This window comes from Enterobacter cloacae complex sp. XAL002 (assembly GCF_049236805.1).
Lineage (GTDB): Bacteria > Pseudomonadota > Gammaproteobacteria > Enterobacterales > Enterobacteriaceae > Enterobacter > Enterobacter intestinihominis.
Genome location: NZ_JBMKJN010000011.1, coordinates 128656 through 146954 on the forward strand (window position 1 = coordinate 128656; position 18299 = coordinate 146954).

The following is an 18299-nucleotide window of genomic DNA, read 5'->3' on the forward strand; positions in this document are numbered from 1 at the left end:
GCTTAGGAGATAAGTCTAATGGGTTTATTTAGTAAACTGTTCGGTGACAAAAGCAATAGCGACTCCGGAACTATTGAGATTGTTGCTCCGCTCTCCGGCGAGATCGTCAATATCGAAGACGTGCCGGATGTAGTGTTTGCTGAGAAAATCGTTGGTGATGGCATTGCTATCAAACCAACTGGCAACAAAATGGTTGCTCCAGTTGACGGTACCATTGGTAAGATTTTTGAAACCAACCATGCGTTCTCTATCGAATCCGATAGCGGTATCGAACTGTTCGTTCACTTCGGTATCGACACCGTTGAACTGAAAGGCGAAGGCTTCAAACGTATCGCGGAAGAAGGCCAGCGTGTTAAAGTTGGCGACCCTGTAATTGAATTCGATCTGCCACTGCTGGAAGAAAAAGCGAAGTCTACCCTGACTCCGGTTGTTATCTCCAACATGGACGAAATCAAAGAGCTGATCAAACTGTCTGGCAGCGTTACCGTGGGTGAAACCCCGGTTATCCGCATCAAGAAGTAATTCTTGCCGCACGGTAAAATGGCGCCTTCGGGCGCCATTTTTGTTTATGCAGGCAGAATAAGCTCGTCGTAGCCTTTCGACTGCGTATAGATCATCACGTCAGTCACCCTGTCGCCCGCCATGCGAATGGCGTCGGCCACGGTTTTACCGCCGACGATACCGCTCACCAGCTCCGAACAGAACAGATCCCCCGTCCCTTTCAGGTCCGTCTCAACGCGCGGGTGTGCGCTTACGGTAACGCCCTCCTCGCTCACCAGCACGACGTGGATATTTTGCGGATCGTCAGCCACTGGCGCGCTGGTGATCGCCACCCATTTAAGCGTGTCAGACAGCAGCCCCTGCGCGGCGGCAATGGCGCTCTCCGGAGTACGGCACGGTTTGCCGCTCAGCACTTCCAGCTCAAACACGTTGGGCGTAATGCCTTGGGCCAGCGGGAGCAGGTGCTCACGGTAGGCTTCAGGAATATCCGGCTTCACGTACATCCCGCTGTCGATGTCTCCGATTACCGGGTCGACCAGCACCAGCAGATCGGGATGTTGCACTTTGATCGCCTTCAGCCACTGCGCCAGCAGCACGATCTGGCTGGCGCTGCCCATATAGCCGGTAGTGACTGCTTTAAGCTCGCGCAGGATCTCGCGCTCTTCCAGCGCCTTCAGGTAGCCGCTGAACCACTCGTCCGGGATCACCCCGCCGTAGAAGGTGTCGTAGTGTGGCGTATTGCTGAACAGCACCGTCGGCACGGCGGTAACGTTCAGTCGATGGGTGCGAATATTTGGCACCGCGATGCTGTTTCCCACACTGCCGTACACCACCTGCGACTGAACGGCGACAATATCGGTTTGCTGCGCCCGGGTGTTATCCCGGAATAAAATCATCTCCATGACGCTTAAATCCCCGCCCCCTGCGAATAACTCTCTTCACCAAAGACGCCGGTCGACAGGTAGCGATCGCCGCGATCGCAAATAATCGCTACCACTACTGCACCCGGGTTTGCCTTAGCCACCCGAATCGCCCCCGCTACCGCGCCACCCGAACTGACGCCGCAGAAGATGCCTTCACGCACGGCCAGCTCACGCATGGTATTTTCCGCCTCGCGCTGATGAATATCCAGCACCTGGTCCACAAGCTGCGCATTAAAGATGCCCGGCATATACTCCGCGGGCCAGCGGCGAATGCCCGGAATACTGCTTCCCTCTTCCGGCTGGAGGCCGACAATCGTCACCGGCTGCTCCTGCTCGCGCAGAAAACGTGACACACCGGTGATCGTGCCCGTGGTCCCCATGCTGGAGACAAAGTGGGTGATGCGCCCGCCGGTTTGCTGCCAGATTTCCGGGCCGGTGGTGGTGTAGTGCGCGTACGGGTTGTCCGGGTTATTAAACTGGTCGAGCAGCTTGCCTTCCCCGCGCTCCGCCATCGCTAACGCTAAATCTCGCGCCCCTTCCATACCCTGCTCTTTGCTCACCAGAATCAGCTCGGCCCCGTAGGCACGCATGGCGGCACGGCGCTCCTGGCTCATGTTATCCGGCATCAGCAGCTTCATACGATAGCCTTTCAGGGCGGCTATCATCGCCAGTGCGATACCGGTGTTACCGCTGGTGGCTTCGATCAGCACGTCGCCGGGCTTTATTTCGCCGCGCTTTTCGGCCTGAACAATCATCGACAGCGCCGCCCGGTCTTTCACCGACCCCGCCGGGTTATTGCCTTCAAGTTTGACCCAGATTTCGCTGCCGTTGTCACACCCCATGCGCTGAAGTTTGACCAGAGGGGTGTTGCCGATGGTGTGTTCGAGTGTATTCACGATTTTTACTCAATAAAAAGCCCGGTAAGCATCACGCCACCGGGCGAAAAACATACTCAATAACCTATCAGGCTGACTCCGCCAGAGCAATATCCTCGCGCGTCTCGATGCGCTCGTTGCCATGATAAATGCGCGCGTGTTGCAGCCCCACAAACAGGCGTTCCCCCCGGTGCGGCGGCTCGTCGTCACGCATAACCACGGTCAGCGGCTCGGTGTACCAGCCCAGGGGCTGTACCACTAATTGGGTGTAGTGACCTTTAGGGCTAGCTTCCAGCACCTGCACCGGAAGCGGTGAGTCCAGGCTGGTACGGCGGCTGACGTCCACTTCCCACGGGCGCAGGAACAGATCCACCGGCCCCTGGTGCGCGGAGGTATACCCCAGCGGCCAGCGGTGCGCACCAACGTGGAACTGACCGCCGCGAATAGTACCCTGAAGGCGGTTTACTTCCCCCATAAACTCCAGCACAAAGCGGGTCGCCGGTTCACGCCAGAGTTGCTCTGGCTCGTCAACCTGCTCAATGTTGCCCTGACTCATCACCACCACGCGGTCGGCTACTTCCATCGCCTCTTCCTGATCGTGGGTCACGAAAACGCTGGTGAACTGGAGTTCCTCATGAAGCTGACGCAGCCAGCGGCGGAGCTCTTTACGCACCTGCGCATCCAGCGCGCCAAACGGTTCGTCCAGCAGCAGGATTTGCGGTTCCACGGCTAACGCACGCGCCAGCGCCACGCGCTGTTTCTGCCCGCCAGAAAGCTGTGCCGGGAAGCGGTCCGCCAGATGAGCCAGCTGCACCATCTCCAGCAGTTTGGTCACTTTCGCTTTGATGGCGGCCGCATTCGGACGCTCACGACGCGGCAGTACGGTCAGACCAAACGCGATGTTGTCGAATACCGTCATGTGGCGGAACAGGGCGTAGTGCTGGAATACAAAACCCACTTTACGGTCGCGGGCATGCAAACGGCTTACGTCCGTACCGTGGAAGCGGATATGTCCGCTGGTCTGGTGCTCAAGCCCGGCGATAATACGCAGCAGCGTGGTTTTACCGGAGCCAGACGGCCCCAGCAGCGCCACCATTTGTCCGGAAGGGATATCCAGCGAGATATCATTCAGCACCTGGGTGCGACCAAAAGACTTCTTAATATTGGCAATCTCAATGCTCATGATTTCCCTCCTGATGCTGACGTTTTTCCTGATTCTCTAAACGCCACTGCACCACACTCTTCAAAAACAGGGTCAAAATCGCCATCAGCGTCAGCAACGCTGCGGCAGTAAAGGAACCGACGGTGTTGTAGTCCTGTTCCAGTAATTCAATCTGTAACGGCAGCGACAGGGTTTCGCCGCGAATCGAGCCGGATACCACCGACACCGCGCCAAACTCACCGATCGCACGGGCGTTGGTCAGCACCACGCCGTAAAGCAGTGCCCAGCGGATATTCGGCAGCGTGACGCGGCGGAACATCTGCCAGCCGGAAGCGCCGAGCAGCACCGCGGCTTCATCTTCATGGCTGCCCTGGCTGAGCATCACCGGCACCAGCTCGCGTACCACGAACGGACAGGTGACAAAGACGGTCACCAGCACCATCCCGGGCCAGGCGAACATGATCTGCAGGTCGTGTTCATCCAGCCAGCCGCCCAGCGGGCCATTGGAACCGTAGAAGAGCAGATAAACCAGACCCGCCACCACCGGTGACACCGCAAACGGGATATCCAGCAGGGTCAGCAGCAGCTGACGCCCCGGGAAGTTAAAGCGCGTTACCAGCCAGGCCAGCAATACGCCAAACACCAGATTCACCGGGACGGTGATCAGGGCAATCATGACCGTCAGCCAGATGGCGTGGAGCATGTCCGGATCGGCCAGGTTTTGCAGCGCGGGCATAATCCCTTTGCTGAAGGCCTGAACGAAGATGTACACCATCGGCACGACGAGAATGAATGCGGAGACCAGCACGCCGGTACCAATCAGAAACCATTTGCCCCAGTTGATGCGGGGCGCGTCATAGCGCTTCAATTGCGTAACTTCCGCCATCAGTGACCTACCACACGTCGACCAAAGCGACTTTGCAGAGTGTTAATCGAGAACAGCAGTAGCAGCGACGCGGCAAGGATCACCGAGGCAATCGCACTCGCGGCCGGATAATCAAACTCCTGCAAACGGACAAAAATCATCAGCGAGGTTACTTCAGTTTTCCACGCGATGTTCCCGGCGATAAAAATGACCGCGCCAAACTCACCGAGGCTGCGGGTAAAGGAGAGCGCGATACCCGCCAGCAACGCCGGAGAGAGTTCCGGCAGCACGACCTTGCGAAAACTCTGCCAGCGCGTGGCGCCGAGCGTTTCTGCGGCCTCTTCGTATTCGGGTCCTAACTCTTCCAGCACCGGCTGCACGGTACGTACCACAAACGGGATGCTGGTAAAGGCCATGGCCACCGCGATACCGAGCCAGGTATAGGTCACTTTGATATCAAACTTAGCCAGCCACTCACCGTAAAAGCCGTTCACGGAAAACAGCGACGCCAGCGTCAAACCGGCAACCGCCGTCGGCAGGGCAAACGGCAGATCCATCAGCGCGTCGAGCAGGGTGCGGCCCGGGAAGCGATAGCGAGTTAAGATCCACGCCATCAGCAGGCCAAACACGCCGTTAAAAATCGAGGCCACGAACGCAGACAGCAGGGTGACCTTGTAGGCCGCCACCACCTGCGGGTTAGTAATCACTTCCCAGTACTGGGACCAGCTCATCTCAGCGAGCTGCATCACCAGCGCGCTGAGCGGTAATAACAAAATCAGACAGACGAACAGCAGGCTGGTCCCGAGGCTTAAGGTAAAGCCCGGCAGCACACGTCTGGAGGATACTGCAAACATTACTTACGCCCCGCTGCCAGCAGTTTGTCCAACTCACCGCCGCTGACAAAATGCGTTTTCATGACCTCAGGCCAGGCGCCGAAATGATCTTCCACGCGGAACAGCTCGGTCTGCGGGAATTTGTCTTTCAGCTTGCTCATCACGTCCGGGTTGTTGACACGGTAGTAGTAGTCGGTGATAACGGTCTGCGCCTGCGGGCTGTACAGATAGTTCAGGTAGGCTTTCGCCGCCTTTTCTGTGCCGTTAGCCTTAACGTTTTTATCCACCCACGCTACCGGGAACTCGGCCAGAATGTTCGTTTTCGGGATAACCACTTCGAAGCCCTGCGCTTCGTACTGTTTACGAATATTGTTCACTTCGGATTCAAAGCTGATCAGCACGTCGCCCAGCCCGCGCTCGGCGAAGGTGGTGGTTGCGCCACGACCGCCGGTATCAAACACCTCGACGTTTTTCAGGAACTGGGTCATAAACTGTTCGGTTTTCGCTTTATCGTTACCGTCAGCTTTGTCCGCCGCGCCCCACGCCGCCAGATAGGTGTAACGTGCGTTGCCGGAGGTTTTCGGATTCGGGAAGATCAGCTTTACGTCTGAACGCACCAGGTCGTTCCAGTCGTGGATGTTCTTCGGGTTGCCCTTGCGCACCAGGAAGCCCATGGTGGAGTAAAATGGCGAACTGTTGTTCGGCAGGCGGCTTTGCCAGTTCGCCGGGATCAGTTTGCCTTTGTCGTGCAGGATCTGCACGTCCGTGACCTGGTTGTAGGTCACCACGTCCGCTTTCAGCCCCTGCAAAATGGCCAGCGCCTGCTTGGATGAGCCAGCGTGCGACTGCTTGATGGTCAGCTTGTCGCCGTTGTTCTCTTTCGCCCACTGCTGTTCAAATGCGGGATTAAGGGCGGCAAACAGCTCGCGCGAAACATCATAAGAACTGTTCAGCAACTCGGTTGCCTGCGCCTGCGCCACCAGCAGTAAACCTGCCAGTGCCAGCGATCCTTTTTTCAGTACAGTAACGGCCATTGCGCACCCTTATAAATGTGATGACTATCTTATAGTCATAATATTTATAACGGAGTCTAAAGGAGTAACGGTTTTATATACCGTTTGGTGATTTAGAAGCAGAAAAGGGAATAAGAGTTGCGGGAGAAATTGCCGGGTGGCGCTCACGCTTACCCGGCCTACGAATGGAGAGCGATTTACAACGCCAGCAGGCGCTCAACGGACGGCGCAAAGTAGTAGCCGCCGGTCACCGGGCGGGTGAAGCGCAGCATGGCGTCACGCTTACCGTCGGTATCGCCAAACATGCTCAGCAGCTGCTGTTCGATGTTGTAGAGGCGTGCGCAGTAAGCGCAGAAGTACAGGCCGTGCGTACCGCTCGCGGTGCCGTACGGCAGGCTCTGGCGAACAATCTTCAGCCCCTTACCGTCTTCTTTAAGGTCAACGCGGGACAGGTGGGAAGTGACCGGACGCGCATCGCCGTCAATCTCTTCATTGGCATCTTTGGTACGGCCAATCATCATCTCCTGGTCATGCACGCTCATGCGGTTAAGCTGCCTGAGGTTATGCTCCCAGCGCTGGACGAACACATAGCTGCCGCCCGCGTCCACGCCATCCTTGATTACAGCCACCTCGCGACGCGTCTCTTCCCCGGCCGGGTTTTCGGTGCCGTCGACGAAGCCGCTCAAATCGCGCTCTTCCACCCAGCGGAAACCGTGGATCTCTTCCTGCACGTCGATACTGTCACCAAAGGCCTCAATCGCAGCCTGAGCGACAGAAAAGTTCACGTCGTGACGCAGGGAGAGGATATGGATCAGAACGTCATACTGGGTGGCGGGCGCAAGACCTTTGCCATAAGGAATAAAGTCTTTCAGCTCTTCTGCGCCTTCGCCGCCGCTCAGATGACGCCAGACGGTGCTGCCAAAGGCAACCACCGCGCCCAGATGGGCTTCGGGGAATTTGGCCTGGAAGGTGGCCAGTTTATCAACGAAAACTTTGCTGGCCGCGCGCAGGGCATCCACGTCCCCTTTGACGTTGGCTTCAATCCAAATCGCCGCCCGGCAATGTTCTGGCAAAATGCCACTCTGAACCTGAGACATCGCTCCTCCTGAAATAAAGATGCCACGACAGCGTGGCATTGATGGCGGCTATTATACCCGGATTTCAGCGAGGCGGCTTGCTCAGGCGCAAATTACTGCTGCCAGATAATTTTGCTCACTTTCCACTTTTTCAGGGTGTCGTCAGACGGCATTAACCCTTCCGGACCGTTCCAGGTGCCGCTGAACACATAGCTAATATGCTGGCTGCCGTCGGCCTTACACTCGACCGCCACGCTCTCCTCCGATGGCACACTGGCGCAGTGGCCAAACGCTTTCTGATAGAGTTCGCCAAACGGCGTTCCCACCTTCACGCCACCTGAGGTCGGGATCTCTTCATCCATCACCGCAATGCGGTTGACCGTACCTTTATCGCCGTTGATGACCATTGCCACCTTGTCATCTTTCAACGCTTCGAAATAGCGCACGATGTTGCCGTTCTCGGTTTTCATGCCGCTGCGCAGGCGATAATCACTGCCGATGGCATCCTGAATGGCATCCTGATCCAGCGCCGTCGAGGCGGTGATTTTGCCCACGCCCTGCTCGGTCACTTCCATTGAGGAGCCAAACCAGTTCCACGGATAGGCCGCAGACCAGTTGATGGATGAGAGCGTGGAACAGCCGGTTAACGCCAGCGGGAGAGCGCATAAAAGTAAACGCAGCGATTTCATTGAGACGTCCTTACGTAGTAAATCAACGCTTGTTGGAGTGCAGTATCGACAAAAAGTGCCGTTTTAATCTGGCTCATGCGTAAAACAGGCGCGTAGACGGGGATTCGTGTCCAGCCACAGCAGCGCGACAATATCCGCCACCACCAGTGCAATCCCGATACCCGAAAGCGGCTCGCCGTACAGCCAGAGCAAGGGTTGCCAGACCAGAAGCACAAACTGCGCCAGGATCAGCAGCCAGCGAAGCGCGCGCCAGAAGCGCGGAATGGCTTGCCGCCGTCCGCTGCACAGAAACGCCAGGACCGCCGGTACGCCTGGCAGTAACCCCAGCCAGAACGCATCGTGATCGGGATAAAAGAGATTCAGTAACGTATCGCCCTGCCCGCGCGACGCGCCAGCCATCACGAACAGCACCCAGGTTCGGGCCTGCAACAGCAGAACGCACCAGAACAAAAAAGGCAGACGCAGACGACCGTGAACGTCGTAGTCGCCAGGGTGGAACTCAGTACTCTTCATCTTCGATCAGGCGCTTACCCAGCGTCAGTACATCCGCGTGCTCGTAGCCCAGACGTTCATACATGCCCAGCACCACGTCGTTATCTTCCCGGACCATAATCTGGATTTTCGGGCAGCCACGGGCGATCAGTTTCTTTTCCAGACGGTTAAGCAGCGCGTTGGCGATGCCGCGCGCGCGGTATTCCGGGTGCACGCCCAGATAGTAGGCCGAGCCGCGGTGGCCGTCGTACCCACCCATCACCGTCCCGACCACTTCGCCGTTGACCTCAGCGACCAGAAACAGACTGACGTCGTGATTCACCTTCCGTTCGATGTCCATTTCCGGATCGTTCCACGGACGCAGCAGATCGCAGCGCTCCCAAAGGGTGATCACCTCTTCGAAATCTTCCTGGCGAAAAACGCGTATCTCCATGGTATTAACCGCCTTTTCGGGTTTAAAAACAGTGATTATGGCGTGAACAGGGCGTTTAGCCAATAACCGGGGAAAAACTCGCCAAAATTTGGCATAATGTCACTTTGTCACGTATTGAAATGAAAAGTAAAACAATTCTCAATAAGGACTGTCGTAACGGGAAACACGATACGATATAACACCAGGACCCCAATTTTTACAATTCAGGCCGCATGAGCACATTCAAACCATTAAAAGCACTCACATCGCGTCGTCAGGTTCTCAAAGCGGGGCTGGCGGCCTTAACGTTATCGGGTATCGCAAAGCAGGCTCAGGCAAAAGAAGAGAGCACGCTTAAAACCAGTAACGGACACAGCAAGCCGAAAACCAAAAAAGCTGGCGCAAAGCGTCTGGTCATGCTCGATCCGGGCCACGGCGGGATCGACACCGGCGCCATTGGCCGAAACGGGTCGAAAGAAAAACACGTCGTGCTGGCAATTGCAAAAAATGTACGCGCAATTTTACGCAGTAACGGTATTGACGCCCGCCTGACGCGCACGGGCGACACGTTTATCCCGCTGTACGATCGCGTGGAGATTGCCCACAAGCACGGCGCAGATCTGTTTATGTCCATTCACGCGGATGGCTTCACAAACCCTTCCGCCGCAGGCGCCTCGGTATTTGCGCTCTCCAACCGTGGCGCCAGTAGCGCCATGGCGAAATACCTCTCCGATCGCGAAAACCGGGCGGATGAAGTGGCCGGGAAAAAAGCCACCGACAAAGACCATCTGTTACAGCAGGTTCTGTTTGATCTCGTGCAGACCGATACCATCAAAAACAGCCTGACGCTCGGCTCGCATATCCTCAAACGGATTAAACCCGTGCACCGTCTGCACAGTAAAAGCACCGAGCAGGCCGCGTTTGTGGTGCTGAAGTCACCGTCTATTCCGTCCGTGCTGGTGGAAACCTCGTTCATTACCAACCCGGAAGAAGAGCGTTTACTCGGCACTAAGGCGTTTCGTCAGAAGATCGCGAACGCCATCGCCTCCGGGGTCATCAGTTATTTCAACTGGTTCGATAATCAAAAAGCGCACTCCAGGAAACGTTGATGAAACCGAATGCACAGCTGGTCAAAACTTTCCTGATGCAGCTCCAGGATGCGATTTGCCAGAAACTGACCGCCGCAGACGGCGGTGAATTCCAGGAAGACACCTGGCAGCGCGAAGCGGGCGGCGGCGGGCGCAGCCGCGTGCTGCGTAACGGCGGTATTTTTGAACAGGCCGGGGTCAACTTCTCCCACGTCCACGGTGATGCAATGCCAGCGTCCGCCACGGCGCATCGGCCTGAACTGGCGGGCCGCAGCTTCGAGGCGATGGGCGTATCGCTGGTGGTGCATCCGCATAACCCGTTTGTGCCAACCAGCCACGCCAACGTGCGCTTTTTCATCGCGGAAAAACCGGGGGCCGATCCGGTCTGGTGGTTTGGCGGCGGTTTCGACTTAACGCCTTACTATGGCTTTGAAGAGGATGCCGTGCACTGGCACACCACCGCGCGCGATCTCTGCATGCCGTTTGGCGAAGACGTTTACCCGAAATACAAAAAGTGGTGCGATGATTATTTCTATCTGAAGCATCGCGACGAGCAGCGCGGCATCGGCGGGCTGTTCTTTGACGATCTCAATACCCCGGATTTTGATACCGCGTTCAGCTTTATGCGCGCGGTGGGTGAAGGCTTTACCGACGCCTATCTTCCGATTGTCGAACGCCGCAAAGACACCGACTACGGCGTGCGCGAGCGTGAGTTCCAGCTCTACCGTCGCGGGCGCTATGTGGAGTTTAATCTGGTGTGGGATCGCGGGACGCTGTTTGGCCTGCAAACCGGCGGGCGCACGGAGTCCATTCTGATGTCGATGCCGCCGCTGGTGCGCTGGGAATACAGCTACGCGCCAAAAGAAGGCAGCCCGGAGGCTGCCTTGAGTGAGTTCCTTAAAGTACGCGACTGGATTTAACTGCCGGATGGCGCTGCGCTTATCCGGCCTACTCAATCCGTAGGTCGGGTAAGCAAACGCGCCCTTACAGCGGCTGCGTCTGCGCCTCAACCACCGCCAGTGCCACCATGTTGACGATACGACGCACGGAGGCAATCGGCGTTAACACATGTACCGGTTTTGACACCCCCATCAGTACCGGCCCGACGGTCACACCTTCAGAACTCGACACGCGCAGCAGGTTATAGCTAATACGCGCCGCTTCCACGTTCGGCATAATCAGCACGTTCGCCGAGCCTTTCAGCGGACTGTCCGGCATACGTTCATTACGAATACTCTCCACCAGCGCGGCGTCGCCGTGCATCTCGCCGTCGATCATCAGCTCCGGCGCGCGCGCTCGCACCAGGTCCAGCGTCTGGCGCATTTTGCACGCCGCCGCGGATTTGGATGACCCGAAGTTTGAGTGCGACAGCAGCGCCACTTTCGGCTCGATACCAAAGCGGCGCACGGTTTCCGCCGCCATCACGGTGATTTCCGCCAGTTCGTCCGGGGAGGGATCGTCGTTGACGTAGGTATCGGCGATAAAGGTGTTACCGCTTGGCAGCAGCAGCGCGTTCATTGCGCCGGCAGTATGGACGCCCTCGCGATAGCCGAAGATCTCCTGTACCACGCTGAAATGCTCATGGTACTCGCCGATGGTGCCGCAGATCAGCGCATCCGCCTCACCGCGATGAACCATGATCGCGCCGATCACCGTGGTGTTGCTGATCACCGCCCGCTGCGCCTGCTCCTGGGTGATCCCGCGACGCTTCATGATCGAATAGTATTCGTTCCAGTACTCTTTGAAGCGCGGATCGGATTCGTTGTTAACGATCTCAAAGTCCACGCCCGGCTTAATTTGCAGGCCGAGCTTCTGAATACGCATCTCGATCACGCTCGGACGACCAATCAGGATCGGTTTCGCCAGCCCTAAGGTGATCAGCTCCTGCGTGGCATGCAGCACGCGCGCCTCTTCCCCTTCCGCCAGCACCACGCGCTTCGCGTCGGCGCGCGCCTGGGAGAAGATCGGCTTCATAAACAGGTTGGTTTTGTAAACGAACTCGGTGAGTTTATCGACGTAGGCATCGAAATCTTCAATCGGCCGCGTCGCCACGCCGGAGTCCATCGCCGCTTTGGCCACCGCTGGCGCGATCTTCACGATCAGACGCGGGTCAAATGGTTTAGGGATGATGTAGTCGGGGCCGAAGCTCAGATCCTGATCGCCGTAGGCGGAGGCCACCACTTCGCTCTGCTCGGCGTGCGCCAGCTCTGCGATAGCATGAACGGCAGCCAGCTTCATCTCTTCGTTGATCGCCGTAGCGCCGACGTCCAGCGCCCCGCGGAAGATGAACGGGAAGCAGAGCACGTTGTTCACCTGGTTCGGGTAGTCCGAACGTCCGGTGCAGATGATAGCGTCTTCACGCACCGCCTTCGCCAGCGGCGGCAGAATTTCCGGCTCCGGGTTCGCCAGGGCCAGGATCATTGGCGCGCGCGCCATCTTCTGCACCATCTCCTGGGTCAGCACTTTCGGGCCTGAACAGCCGAGGAAAATGTCAGCACCGTCAATCACGTCTTCAAGCGTGCGCTTGCCGTCGTCTTCCACCGCATAGGCCGCCTTGGTTTCCGCCATGTTTGGCTCGCGGTCTTTGTAGATCACGCCCTTGGAGTCGCAGACCACAATATTGTGCTTCTGCATGCCCAGCGCCACCAGCAGGTTCATACAGGCGATGGCCGCGGCGCCTGCGCCGGAGACCACCATGCGCACGTCGGAGAGATTTTTCTCTACCACGCGCAGGCCGTTCAGAATGGCGGCGGTACTGATAATCGCCGTGCCGTGCTGGTCGTCATGGAACACGGGAATGTTCATACGCTCGCGCAGCTTCTGCTCGATATAGAAACATTCCGGCGCTTTGATGTCTTCCAGGTTGATGCCGCCGAAGGTCGGCTCCAGCGCCGCCACCACGTTGATGAATTTATCCGGATCCAGTTCGTCCACTTCGATATCGAAGACGTCGATACCGGCAAATTTCTTAAACAGAACGCCCTTCCCTTCCATCACCGGCTTACCAGCCAGCGCACCGATGTTCCCTAACCCCAGCACCGCCGTACCGTTAGAGATAACGGCCACCAGGTTGCCGCGCGCGGTGTATTTGTACGCTGCCAGCGGATCTTTTTCGATTTCCAGGCACGGAGCAGCCACGCCCGGCGAGTAGGCCAGCGCCAGATCGCGCTGGGTCGCCAGCGGTTTGGTCGGGGATACCTGGATTTTACCCGGAACAGGAAACTCGTGAAAATCGAGAGCGCTTTGTTTTAACTGATCATCCATCTTGTTATTCCTTTCACGTTTCGGTCAAAAAGGGTGATGTCGACGTTCCTATGCACACCCTGGTGTGCCGCATAGTATCGCCGCAGGCAGGCTCCTAAACTTTGAAGGCTGCCAAACTCTCACCATTGCAGAATAAAAATTGTTATCAATTTATAACAGCCATGTTACCCGTCTCAGAAAGCAATGCCTCCCCCGTCTGCTATGCTTTTTTGTTAAGTCCATCATGATTTTCTCAGAAGTGTGAACTAACGCACTCGACTAACTCTTTTATTTCCAAGGAGTAATTATGAACCAGCTAGACGGCATCAAACAATTTACCACCGTGGTTGCAGACAGCGGCGACATCGAGTCGATTCGTCACTACCAGCCGGAAGACGCGACCACCAATCCCTCTCTGCTACTCAAGGCGGCCGGTCTTGCGCACTTTAGTCATCTGATTGATGACGCCCTTGCCTACGGCAAACAGCGCGGGAAAACGCAGGAACAGCAGGTCGCCGAAGCCAGCGACAAGCTGGCGGTCAATATCGGTGCGGAAATTCTTAAAAGCATACCGGGGCGCGTCTCTACCGAAGTGGACGCCCGCCTCTCGTTCGACCAGGAAAAAAGCATTAACAAGGCCCGCCGCATAGTGGAACTCTACCAGGAGCAGGGGATCGATAAGTCACGCATTCTGATCAAGCTTGCGTCTACCTGGGAAGGCATCCGCGCGGCGGAAGTGCTGGAGAAAGAGGGGATCCACTGCAACCTGACGCTACTGTTCTCCTTCGCCCAGGCGCGTGCCTGCGCCGAAGCGGGCGTGTTCCTGATTTCACCGTTTGTTGGGCGTATCTACGACTGGTATCAGGCGAAACAGCCAATGGATCCGTACGTGGTGGAAGAAGATCCTGGCGTAAAATCGGTGCGTAATATCTACGATTATTACAAGCAGCATCGCTACGAGACCATCGTGATGGGGGCCAGCTTCCGCCGCACCGAGCAGATCCTGGCGCTCGCGGGCTGTGACCGTCTGACCATCTCTCCTGACCTGCTGAAAAAGCTTCAGGAGAGTGAAGAGACGGTGATCCGCAAGCTGGTACCGACCTCTACCGTTCTGCCAAAACCGAAACCCATGACCGAAGCGGAATTCCGCTGGGAGCACAATCAGGATCCAATGGCCGTGGAAAAACTGGCAGATGGCATCCGCCAGTTCGCCGTCGACCAGCGCAAACTCGAAGATCTTCTCGCCGCCAAACTTTAACCTTGCCACGGAGTGAACTATGTCCCGTAAAGAGCTCGCCAACGCCATTCGCGCCCTCAGCATGGATGCCGTACAAAAAGCCAATTCCGGCCACCCTGGCGCCCCCATGGGTATGGCTGATATTGCCGAAGTGCTGTGGAACGACATCCTGAAGCACAACCCGACCGATCCGACCTGGTACGATCGCGACCGTTTTATTCTCTCCAACGGTCATGCCTCGATGCTGCTCTACAGCCTGCTGCACCTCTCCGGTTACGATCTGCCGCTTGAGGAGTTAAAAAACTTCCGCCAGTTGCACTCCAAAACGCCGGGCCACCCGGAGATCGGCTATACGCCGGGTGTTGAAACCACTACCGGCCCGCTGGGCCAGGGGCTGGCGAATGCTGTCGGCCTGGCGATTGCAGAGCGTACGCTGGCCGCGCAGTTCAACCAGCCCGACCACGAGATTGTCGATCACTACACCTATGTCTTTATGGGTGATGGCTGCCTGATGGAGGGGATCTCCCACGAGGTCTGCTCGCTGGCGGGCACCCTGGGCCTGGGCAAGCTGATTGGCTTCTACGATCACAACGGTATCTCCATTGACGGGGAAACCGAGGGCTGGTTTACCGACGACACGGCAAAACGCTTTGAAGCCTATCACTGGCACGTGGTGCACGAAATCGACGGTCACGATCCTGAGGCGGTGAAAAAAGCGATTCAGGAAGCGCAGAGTGTAAAGGACAAACCGTCCCTGATCGTCTGCCGCACCACCATCGGCTTCGGCTCGCCGAACAAAGCGGGTAAAGAAGAGGCGCACGGCGCGGCGCTGGGTGAAGAGGAAGTGGCGCTGACCCGCCAGAAACTGGGCTGGAAACACCCGGCCTTTGAGATCCCAAAAGAGATCTACAGGGCCTGGGATGCTCGCGAAACAGGTGAAAAAGCGCAGCAGGCCTGGAACGAGAAGTTTGCTGCCTACAAAAAAGCGTATCCGGAGCTGGCGGCCGAATTTAACCGCCGCATGAGCGGTGGCCTGCCGGAAGACTGGGAAGAGAAAACTCAGGCGCTGATTGAAAACCTGCAATCTAACCCGGCGAAAATTGCCACCCGTAAGGCGTCACAAAACACCCTGAACGCGATTGGCCCTGTCCTGCCCGAACTGCTGGGCGGCTCGGCGGATCTGGCGCCAAGTAACCTCACCATCTGGTCTGGCTCTAAATCCCTGAAGGAAGACATTGCCGGGAACTATATCCACTACGGCGTGCGCGAGTTCGGGATGACCGCCATTGCCAACGGTATCGCCCACCATGGCGGCTTCGTGCCGTACACCGCCACCTTCCTGATGTTTGTCGAATATGCCCGTAACGCGGCGCGTATGGCGGCCCTGATGAAGGCGCGGCAAATCATGGTGTATACCCACGACTCCATCGGACTGGGTGAAGATGGGCCGACGCACCAGGCGGTAGAGCAGCTGGCGAGCCTGCGCCTGACGCCAAACTTCAGTACCTGGCGTCCGTGCGATCAGGTTGAAGCGGCTGTGGGCTGGAAGCTGGCCGTAGAGCGCCATAACGGACCCACAGCGCTGATCCTGTCGCGCCAGAACCTGGCGCAGATCGAGCGCACGCCGGAGCAGGTGAAAAATATCGCCCGCGGCGGGTACATCCTGAAAGACAGCGGCGGTAAGCCGGACGTGATCCTGATTGCCACCGGTTCAGAGGTGGAAATCACGGTAAAAGCGGCCGAGAAACTGACCGCCGAGGGTCACGCGGTGCGCGTGGTTTCCCTGCCTTCAACGGATATCTTTGATGCCCAGGATGAGGCGTACCGCGAATCGGTGCTGCCTTCAAACGTCGCGGCGCGCGTGGCGGTTGAAGCTGGCATTGCCGACTACTGGTACAAATATGTGGGTCTGAAAGGGGCGATTGTCGGCATGAAGGGTTATGGTGAATCCGCCCCGGCCGATAAGCTGTTCCCGTACTTCGGCTTTACCGTTGAGAACGTGGTGGAGAAGGCGCTGAGCGTGCTGTAGTGCAGTCTTCGTGCCCGGTGTCGGCTACGCCTTACCGGGCCTACAAATCGCTAAAACGTAGGCCCGGTAAGCGACAGCGCCCTACCTGGTGATCCACAGCGTGGGCCAGGCATCTGGCCCATTCCAGTTATCGCAGCTTGGCTCTTCCGCGTAGCGCACCAGGCGGAAACGCTGGCCGTTAAAACGCCAGCGGGTCTGGATCCCACAGTCGCCAATCCCGCGTCCCAGTGCCAGCGTGGTCAGCTCGCGCGTTTTTTCATCGAAGCTGGCATTCATCAGCTCCATGTCGCTACTCTGGCTGGAAGGGGTAAACGGCAGACGCAATCTCACGCTTCTGGCAGCAAACGGTTTTTTACGCGACACCAGCCACGCCAGATCGACGGTGTTGTACGCCCCCGCCTCACAGCTGATGATCATCAGCGCTTTGTCATCGGTCAACGCGGTCACGCGCACTTCACGCCGGTTCGGATCGAGGGAGCACTGGCTGTGGTTCATGCGCCAGGTACCGTAATCCAGCAGATCGTTAAGTTCGTTATGCGTCAGCGGCGTTGGCGTGGGGTTCACCACTGCCACCTTTTTTAATGCCGGCGCAGGCGGCACGCTCAGCGGTGGACTATCCCCTTTTTTAATCCATGCCGTTTCACTTCCGACGCGTTTTTGCTGGGCATCAATAAACAGCAGCGCCGCTTTCAGACCGGCCAGAGAGATCGTCTGCTTCCCCTCGCGCAGGGTCAGCGCCTGCCCCTCCTGAATGGTTTTCAGAAACGTGGTGATGGTGCCCGTATCGTCTGTTTTAAGATGCCAGGGGGTTAACTGCCAGTGTTGCGACGTGAGCTGAAGCGGCACATTGTCGAGCAGCAGGCGCGGGGCAATGTCAGGCTCTTTCACCGGAGGCGTCGAAAGACCGCCGAGATCGATGCGCAGGCTGGCGTCCGTTTTTGCCCCCGCACTGCGGCTCAGCGTCATGACCAGACCGCGATGCTCGCCGGTGTTGCGCGCTACGCAGAAATTCTGGTTATTGCAGGTCACCTGCCAGTCTGAAAAAGACTGCTGCGCAGGCGCAGCCCACACCAAAGGTGCGGGAAGCACGCAAATGAAGAAGAGAAGAAAAACGCAGTAGCGCATGAACGGCACAGCCCCGGAAACGAATAGGTCAATCTGGGGCGTATCTTCGTGCCCTGGGCGGGCTGGCTCAATCGGATTTATCGGATAGATTTATCTGAAATACAACTTATCACGCTACCGACGCAGCATTCATCAAACCGCTGGTTTGCAGATACTGCAACAGGATCACCGCTTTACCGTCGCGGATCTCGCCGCTTTTCACCATGTCGACAGCCTGAGCGAAAGGCATTTCCAGCACTTCAATGTCTTCATCGTCCACGCCACCGCCCCGGTGCGTGCGCTGGGCATCGGTGTACTCCGCAATGAAGAAGTGAACCAGCTCGGTAACCCCGCCAGGGGACATAAACAGCTCAAAGACTTTCTGCACCGCCCCCACCTCAAAACCCGTCTCTTCAATGGCTTCTTTGCGGATACACACTTCCGGCTCATCGTCGTCCAGCAGACCTGCACAGGTTTCAATCAGACGTCCGTCCGCGTTGCCATTGACCCATGTCGCGATGCGAAACTGGCGGATCAGCACCACGCTTTGCTTTTCACGGTTATACAGCAAAATGGTTGCACCATTGCCCCGGTCGTAGACTTCGCGTTTATGGCGAATGACGTCCCCGCTCTTACGGGTGAGATCGTAAGTGATGTTACGCAGGACAAAGTAATTTTCAGATAGGATTTTGTCTTTAATAACGGTAATGTTCAGGGACATACGGGCTCCACGGCAAAATGAGTCTGTTTATACTAC

The 18299-nt window shown here is 57.2% G+C and carries 18 protein-coding genes; 5 read left to right on the plus strand and 13 right to left on the minus strand.

Annotation, left to right across the window (positions count from 1 at the left end; all coding sequences use genetic code 11):
* The first annotated feature begins 18 nt into the window (after positions 1-18).
* Positions 19-522 carry a PTS glucose transporter subunit IIA gene (gene crr, locus ACOT0L_RS12965; protein WP_022648946.1) on the plus strand — a complete coding sequence of 168 codons (504 nt, stop codon included), beginning with the start codon at positions 19-21 and terminating at the stop codon, positions 520-522.
* A gap of 44 nt (positions 523-566) precedes the next feature.
* Here crr and pdxK read toward each other — a convergent pair whose 3' ends face one another.
* The 10 genes from pdxK to ACOT0L_RS13015 form a co-directional block, all read right to left on the minus strand.
* The gene (gene pdxK, locus ACOT0L_RS12970) at positions 567-1403 is read right to left on the minus strand and encodes a pyridoxine/pyridoxal/pyridoxamine kinase (RefSeq protein WP_022648947.1); all 837 of its coding nucleotides are present in this window, start codon (positions 1401-1403) and stop codon (positions 567-569) included.
* Between the two features lie 5 nt (positions 1404-1408).
* The gene (cysM, locus tag ACOT0L_RS12975) at positions 1409-2320 is read right to left on the minus strand and encodes a cysteine synthase CysM (RefSeq protein WP_022648948.1); all 912 of its coding nucleotides are present in this window, start codon (positions 2318-2320) and stop codon (positions 1409-1411) included.
* A 67-nt stretch (positions 2321-2387) separates the two neighbouring features.
* Entirely contained in the window at positions 2388-3482 is a 1095-nt protein-coding gene (cysA, locus tag ACOT0L_RS12980; protein ID WP_022648949.1) for a sulfate/thiosulfate ABC transporter ATP-binding protein CysA, read from the minus strand.
* The gene (cysW, locus tag ACOT0L_RS12985) at positions 3472-4347 is read right to left on the minus strand and encodes a sulfate/thiosulfate ABC transporter permease CysW (protein ID WP_003861305.1); all 876 of its coding nucleotides are present in this window, start codon (positions 4345-4347) and stop codon (positions 3472-3474) included. Before cysW ends, cysA begins: the two co-directional genes overlap by 11 nt.
* Positions 4347-5180, minus strand: coding sequence for a sulfate/thiosulfate ABC transporter permease CysT (gene cysT, locus ACOT0L_RS12990; RefSeq protein ID WP_022648951.1), 834 nt, complete (start codon positions 5178-5180; stop codon positions 4347-4349). Before cysT ends, cysW begins: the two co-directional genes overlap by 1 nt.
* Positions 5180-6193, minus strand: a complete 1014-nt coding sequence (locus tag ACOT0L_RS12995; protein ID WP_022648952.1) for a sulfate ABC transporter substrate-binding protein — start codon at positions 6191-6193, stop codon at positions 5180-5182. The genes cysT and ACOT0L_RS12995 overlap by 1 nt, the downstream gene beginning before the upstream one ends.
* 176 nt (positions 6194-6369) lie before the next feature.
* Positions 6370-7269, minus strand: coding sequence for a Dyp-type peroxidase (locus ACOT0L_RS13000; protein WP_022648953.1), 900 nt, complete (start codon positions 7267-7269; stop codon positions 6370-6372).
* 92 nt (positions 7270-7361) lie between these two features.
* A complete protein-coding gene (locus ACOT0L_RS13005; protein WP_022648954.1) occupies positions 7362-7937 on the minus strand; it encodes an RpoE-regulated lipoprotein in 576 nt (191 codons plus the stop codon).
* Positions 7938-8000: 63 nt separating this feature from the next.
* On the minus strand, positions 8001-8450 hold the full coding sequence (locus ACOT0L_RS13010; RefSeq protein WP_126503338.1) for a DUF2919 domain-containing protein: 450 nt from the start codon (positions 8448-8450) through the stop codon (positions 8001-8003).
* Entirely contained in the window at positions 8437-8862 is a 426-nt protein-coding gene (locus ACOT0L_RS13015; protein ID WP_003861292.1) for a GNAT family acetyltransferase, read from the minus strand. Before ACOT0L_RS13015 ends, ACOT0L_RS13010 begins: the two co-directional genes overlap by 14 nt.
* 212 nt (positions 8863-9074) lie before the next feature.
* Here ACOT0L_RS13015 and amiA point away from each other — a divergent pair, with 212 nt between their 5' ends.
* A complete protein-coding gene (amiA, locus tag ACOT0L_RS13020) occupies positions 9075-9950 on the plus strand; it encodes an N-acetylmuramoyl-L-alanine amidase AmiA (RefSeq protein ID WP_023306670.1) in 876 nt (291 codons plus the stop codon).
* Positions 9950-10849, plus strand: coding sequence for an oxygen-dependent coproporphyrinogen oxidase (hemF, locus tag ACOT0L_RS13025; protein WP_126503336.1), 900 nt, complete (start codon positions 9950-9952; stop codon positions 10847-10849). The genes amiA and hemF overlap by 1 nt, the downstream gene beginning before the upstream one ends.
* Positions 10850-10913: 64 nt before the next feature.
* On the opposite strand, the gene maeB is transcribed toward hemF, so the two are convergent.
* Entirely contained in the window at positions 10914-13193 is a 2280-nt protein-coding gene (maeB, locus tag ACOT0L_RS13030; RefSeq protein WP_022648958.1) for an NADP-dependent oxaloacetate-decarboxylating malate dehydrogenase, read from the minus strand.
* Positions 13194-13479: 286 nt separating this feature from the next.
* Between maeB and tal the strand changes: the two genes are divergently transcribed.
* Entirely contained in the window at positions 13480-14430 is a 951-nt protein-coding gene (gene tal, locus ACOT0L_RS13035; RefSeq protein ID WP_022648959.1) for a transaldolase, read from the plus strand.
* Positions 14431-14449: 19 nt separating this feature from the next.
* Positions 14450-16438, plus strand: a complete 1989-nt coding sequence (gene tkt / locus ACOT0L_RS13040) for a transketolase (protein ID WP_421637262.1) — start codon at positions 14450-14452, stop codon at positions 16436-16438.
* Between the two features lie 81 nt (positions 16439-16519).
* Here tkt and ACOT0L_RS13045 read toward each other — a convergent pair whose 3' ends face one another.
* Together ACOT0L_RS13045 and nudK are read right to left on the minus strand one after the other, a co-directional pair.
* Complete coding sequence (locus tag ACOT0L_RS13045) at positions 16520-17563, minus strand: DUF1176 domain-containing protein (RefSeq protein WP_022648961.1); 1044 nt, start codon at positions 17561-17563, stop codon at positions 16520-16522.
* A 109-nt stretch (positions 17564-17672) separates the two neighbouring features.
* Entirely contained in the window at positions 17673-18263 is a 591-nt protein-coding gene (gene nudK / locus ACOT0L_RS13050) for a GDP-mannose pyrophosphatase NudK (protein WP_022648962.1), read from the minus strand.
* Between the last annotated feature and the right edge of the window lie 36 nt (positions 18264-18299).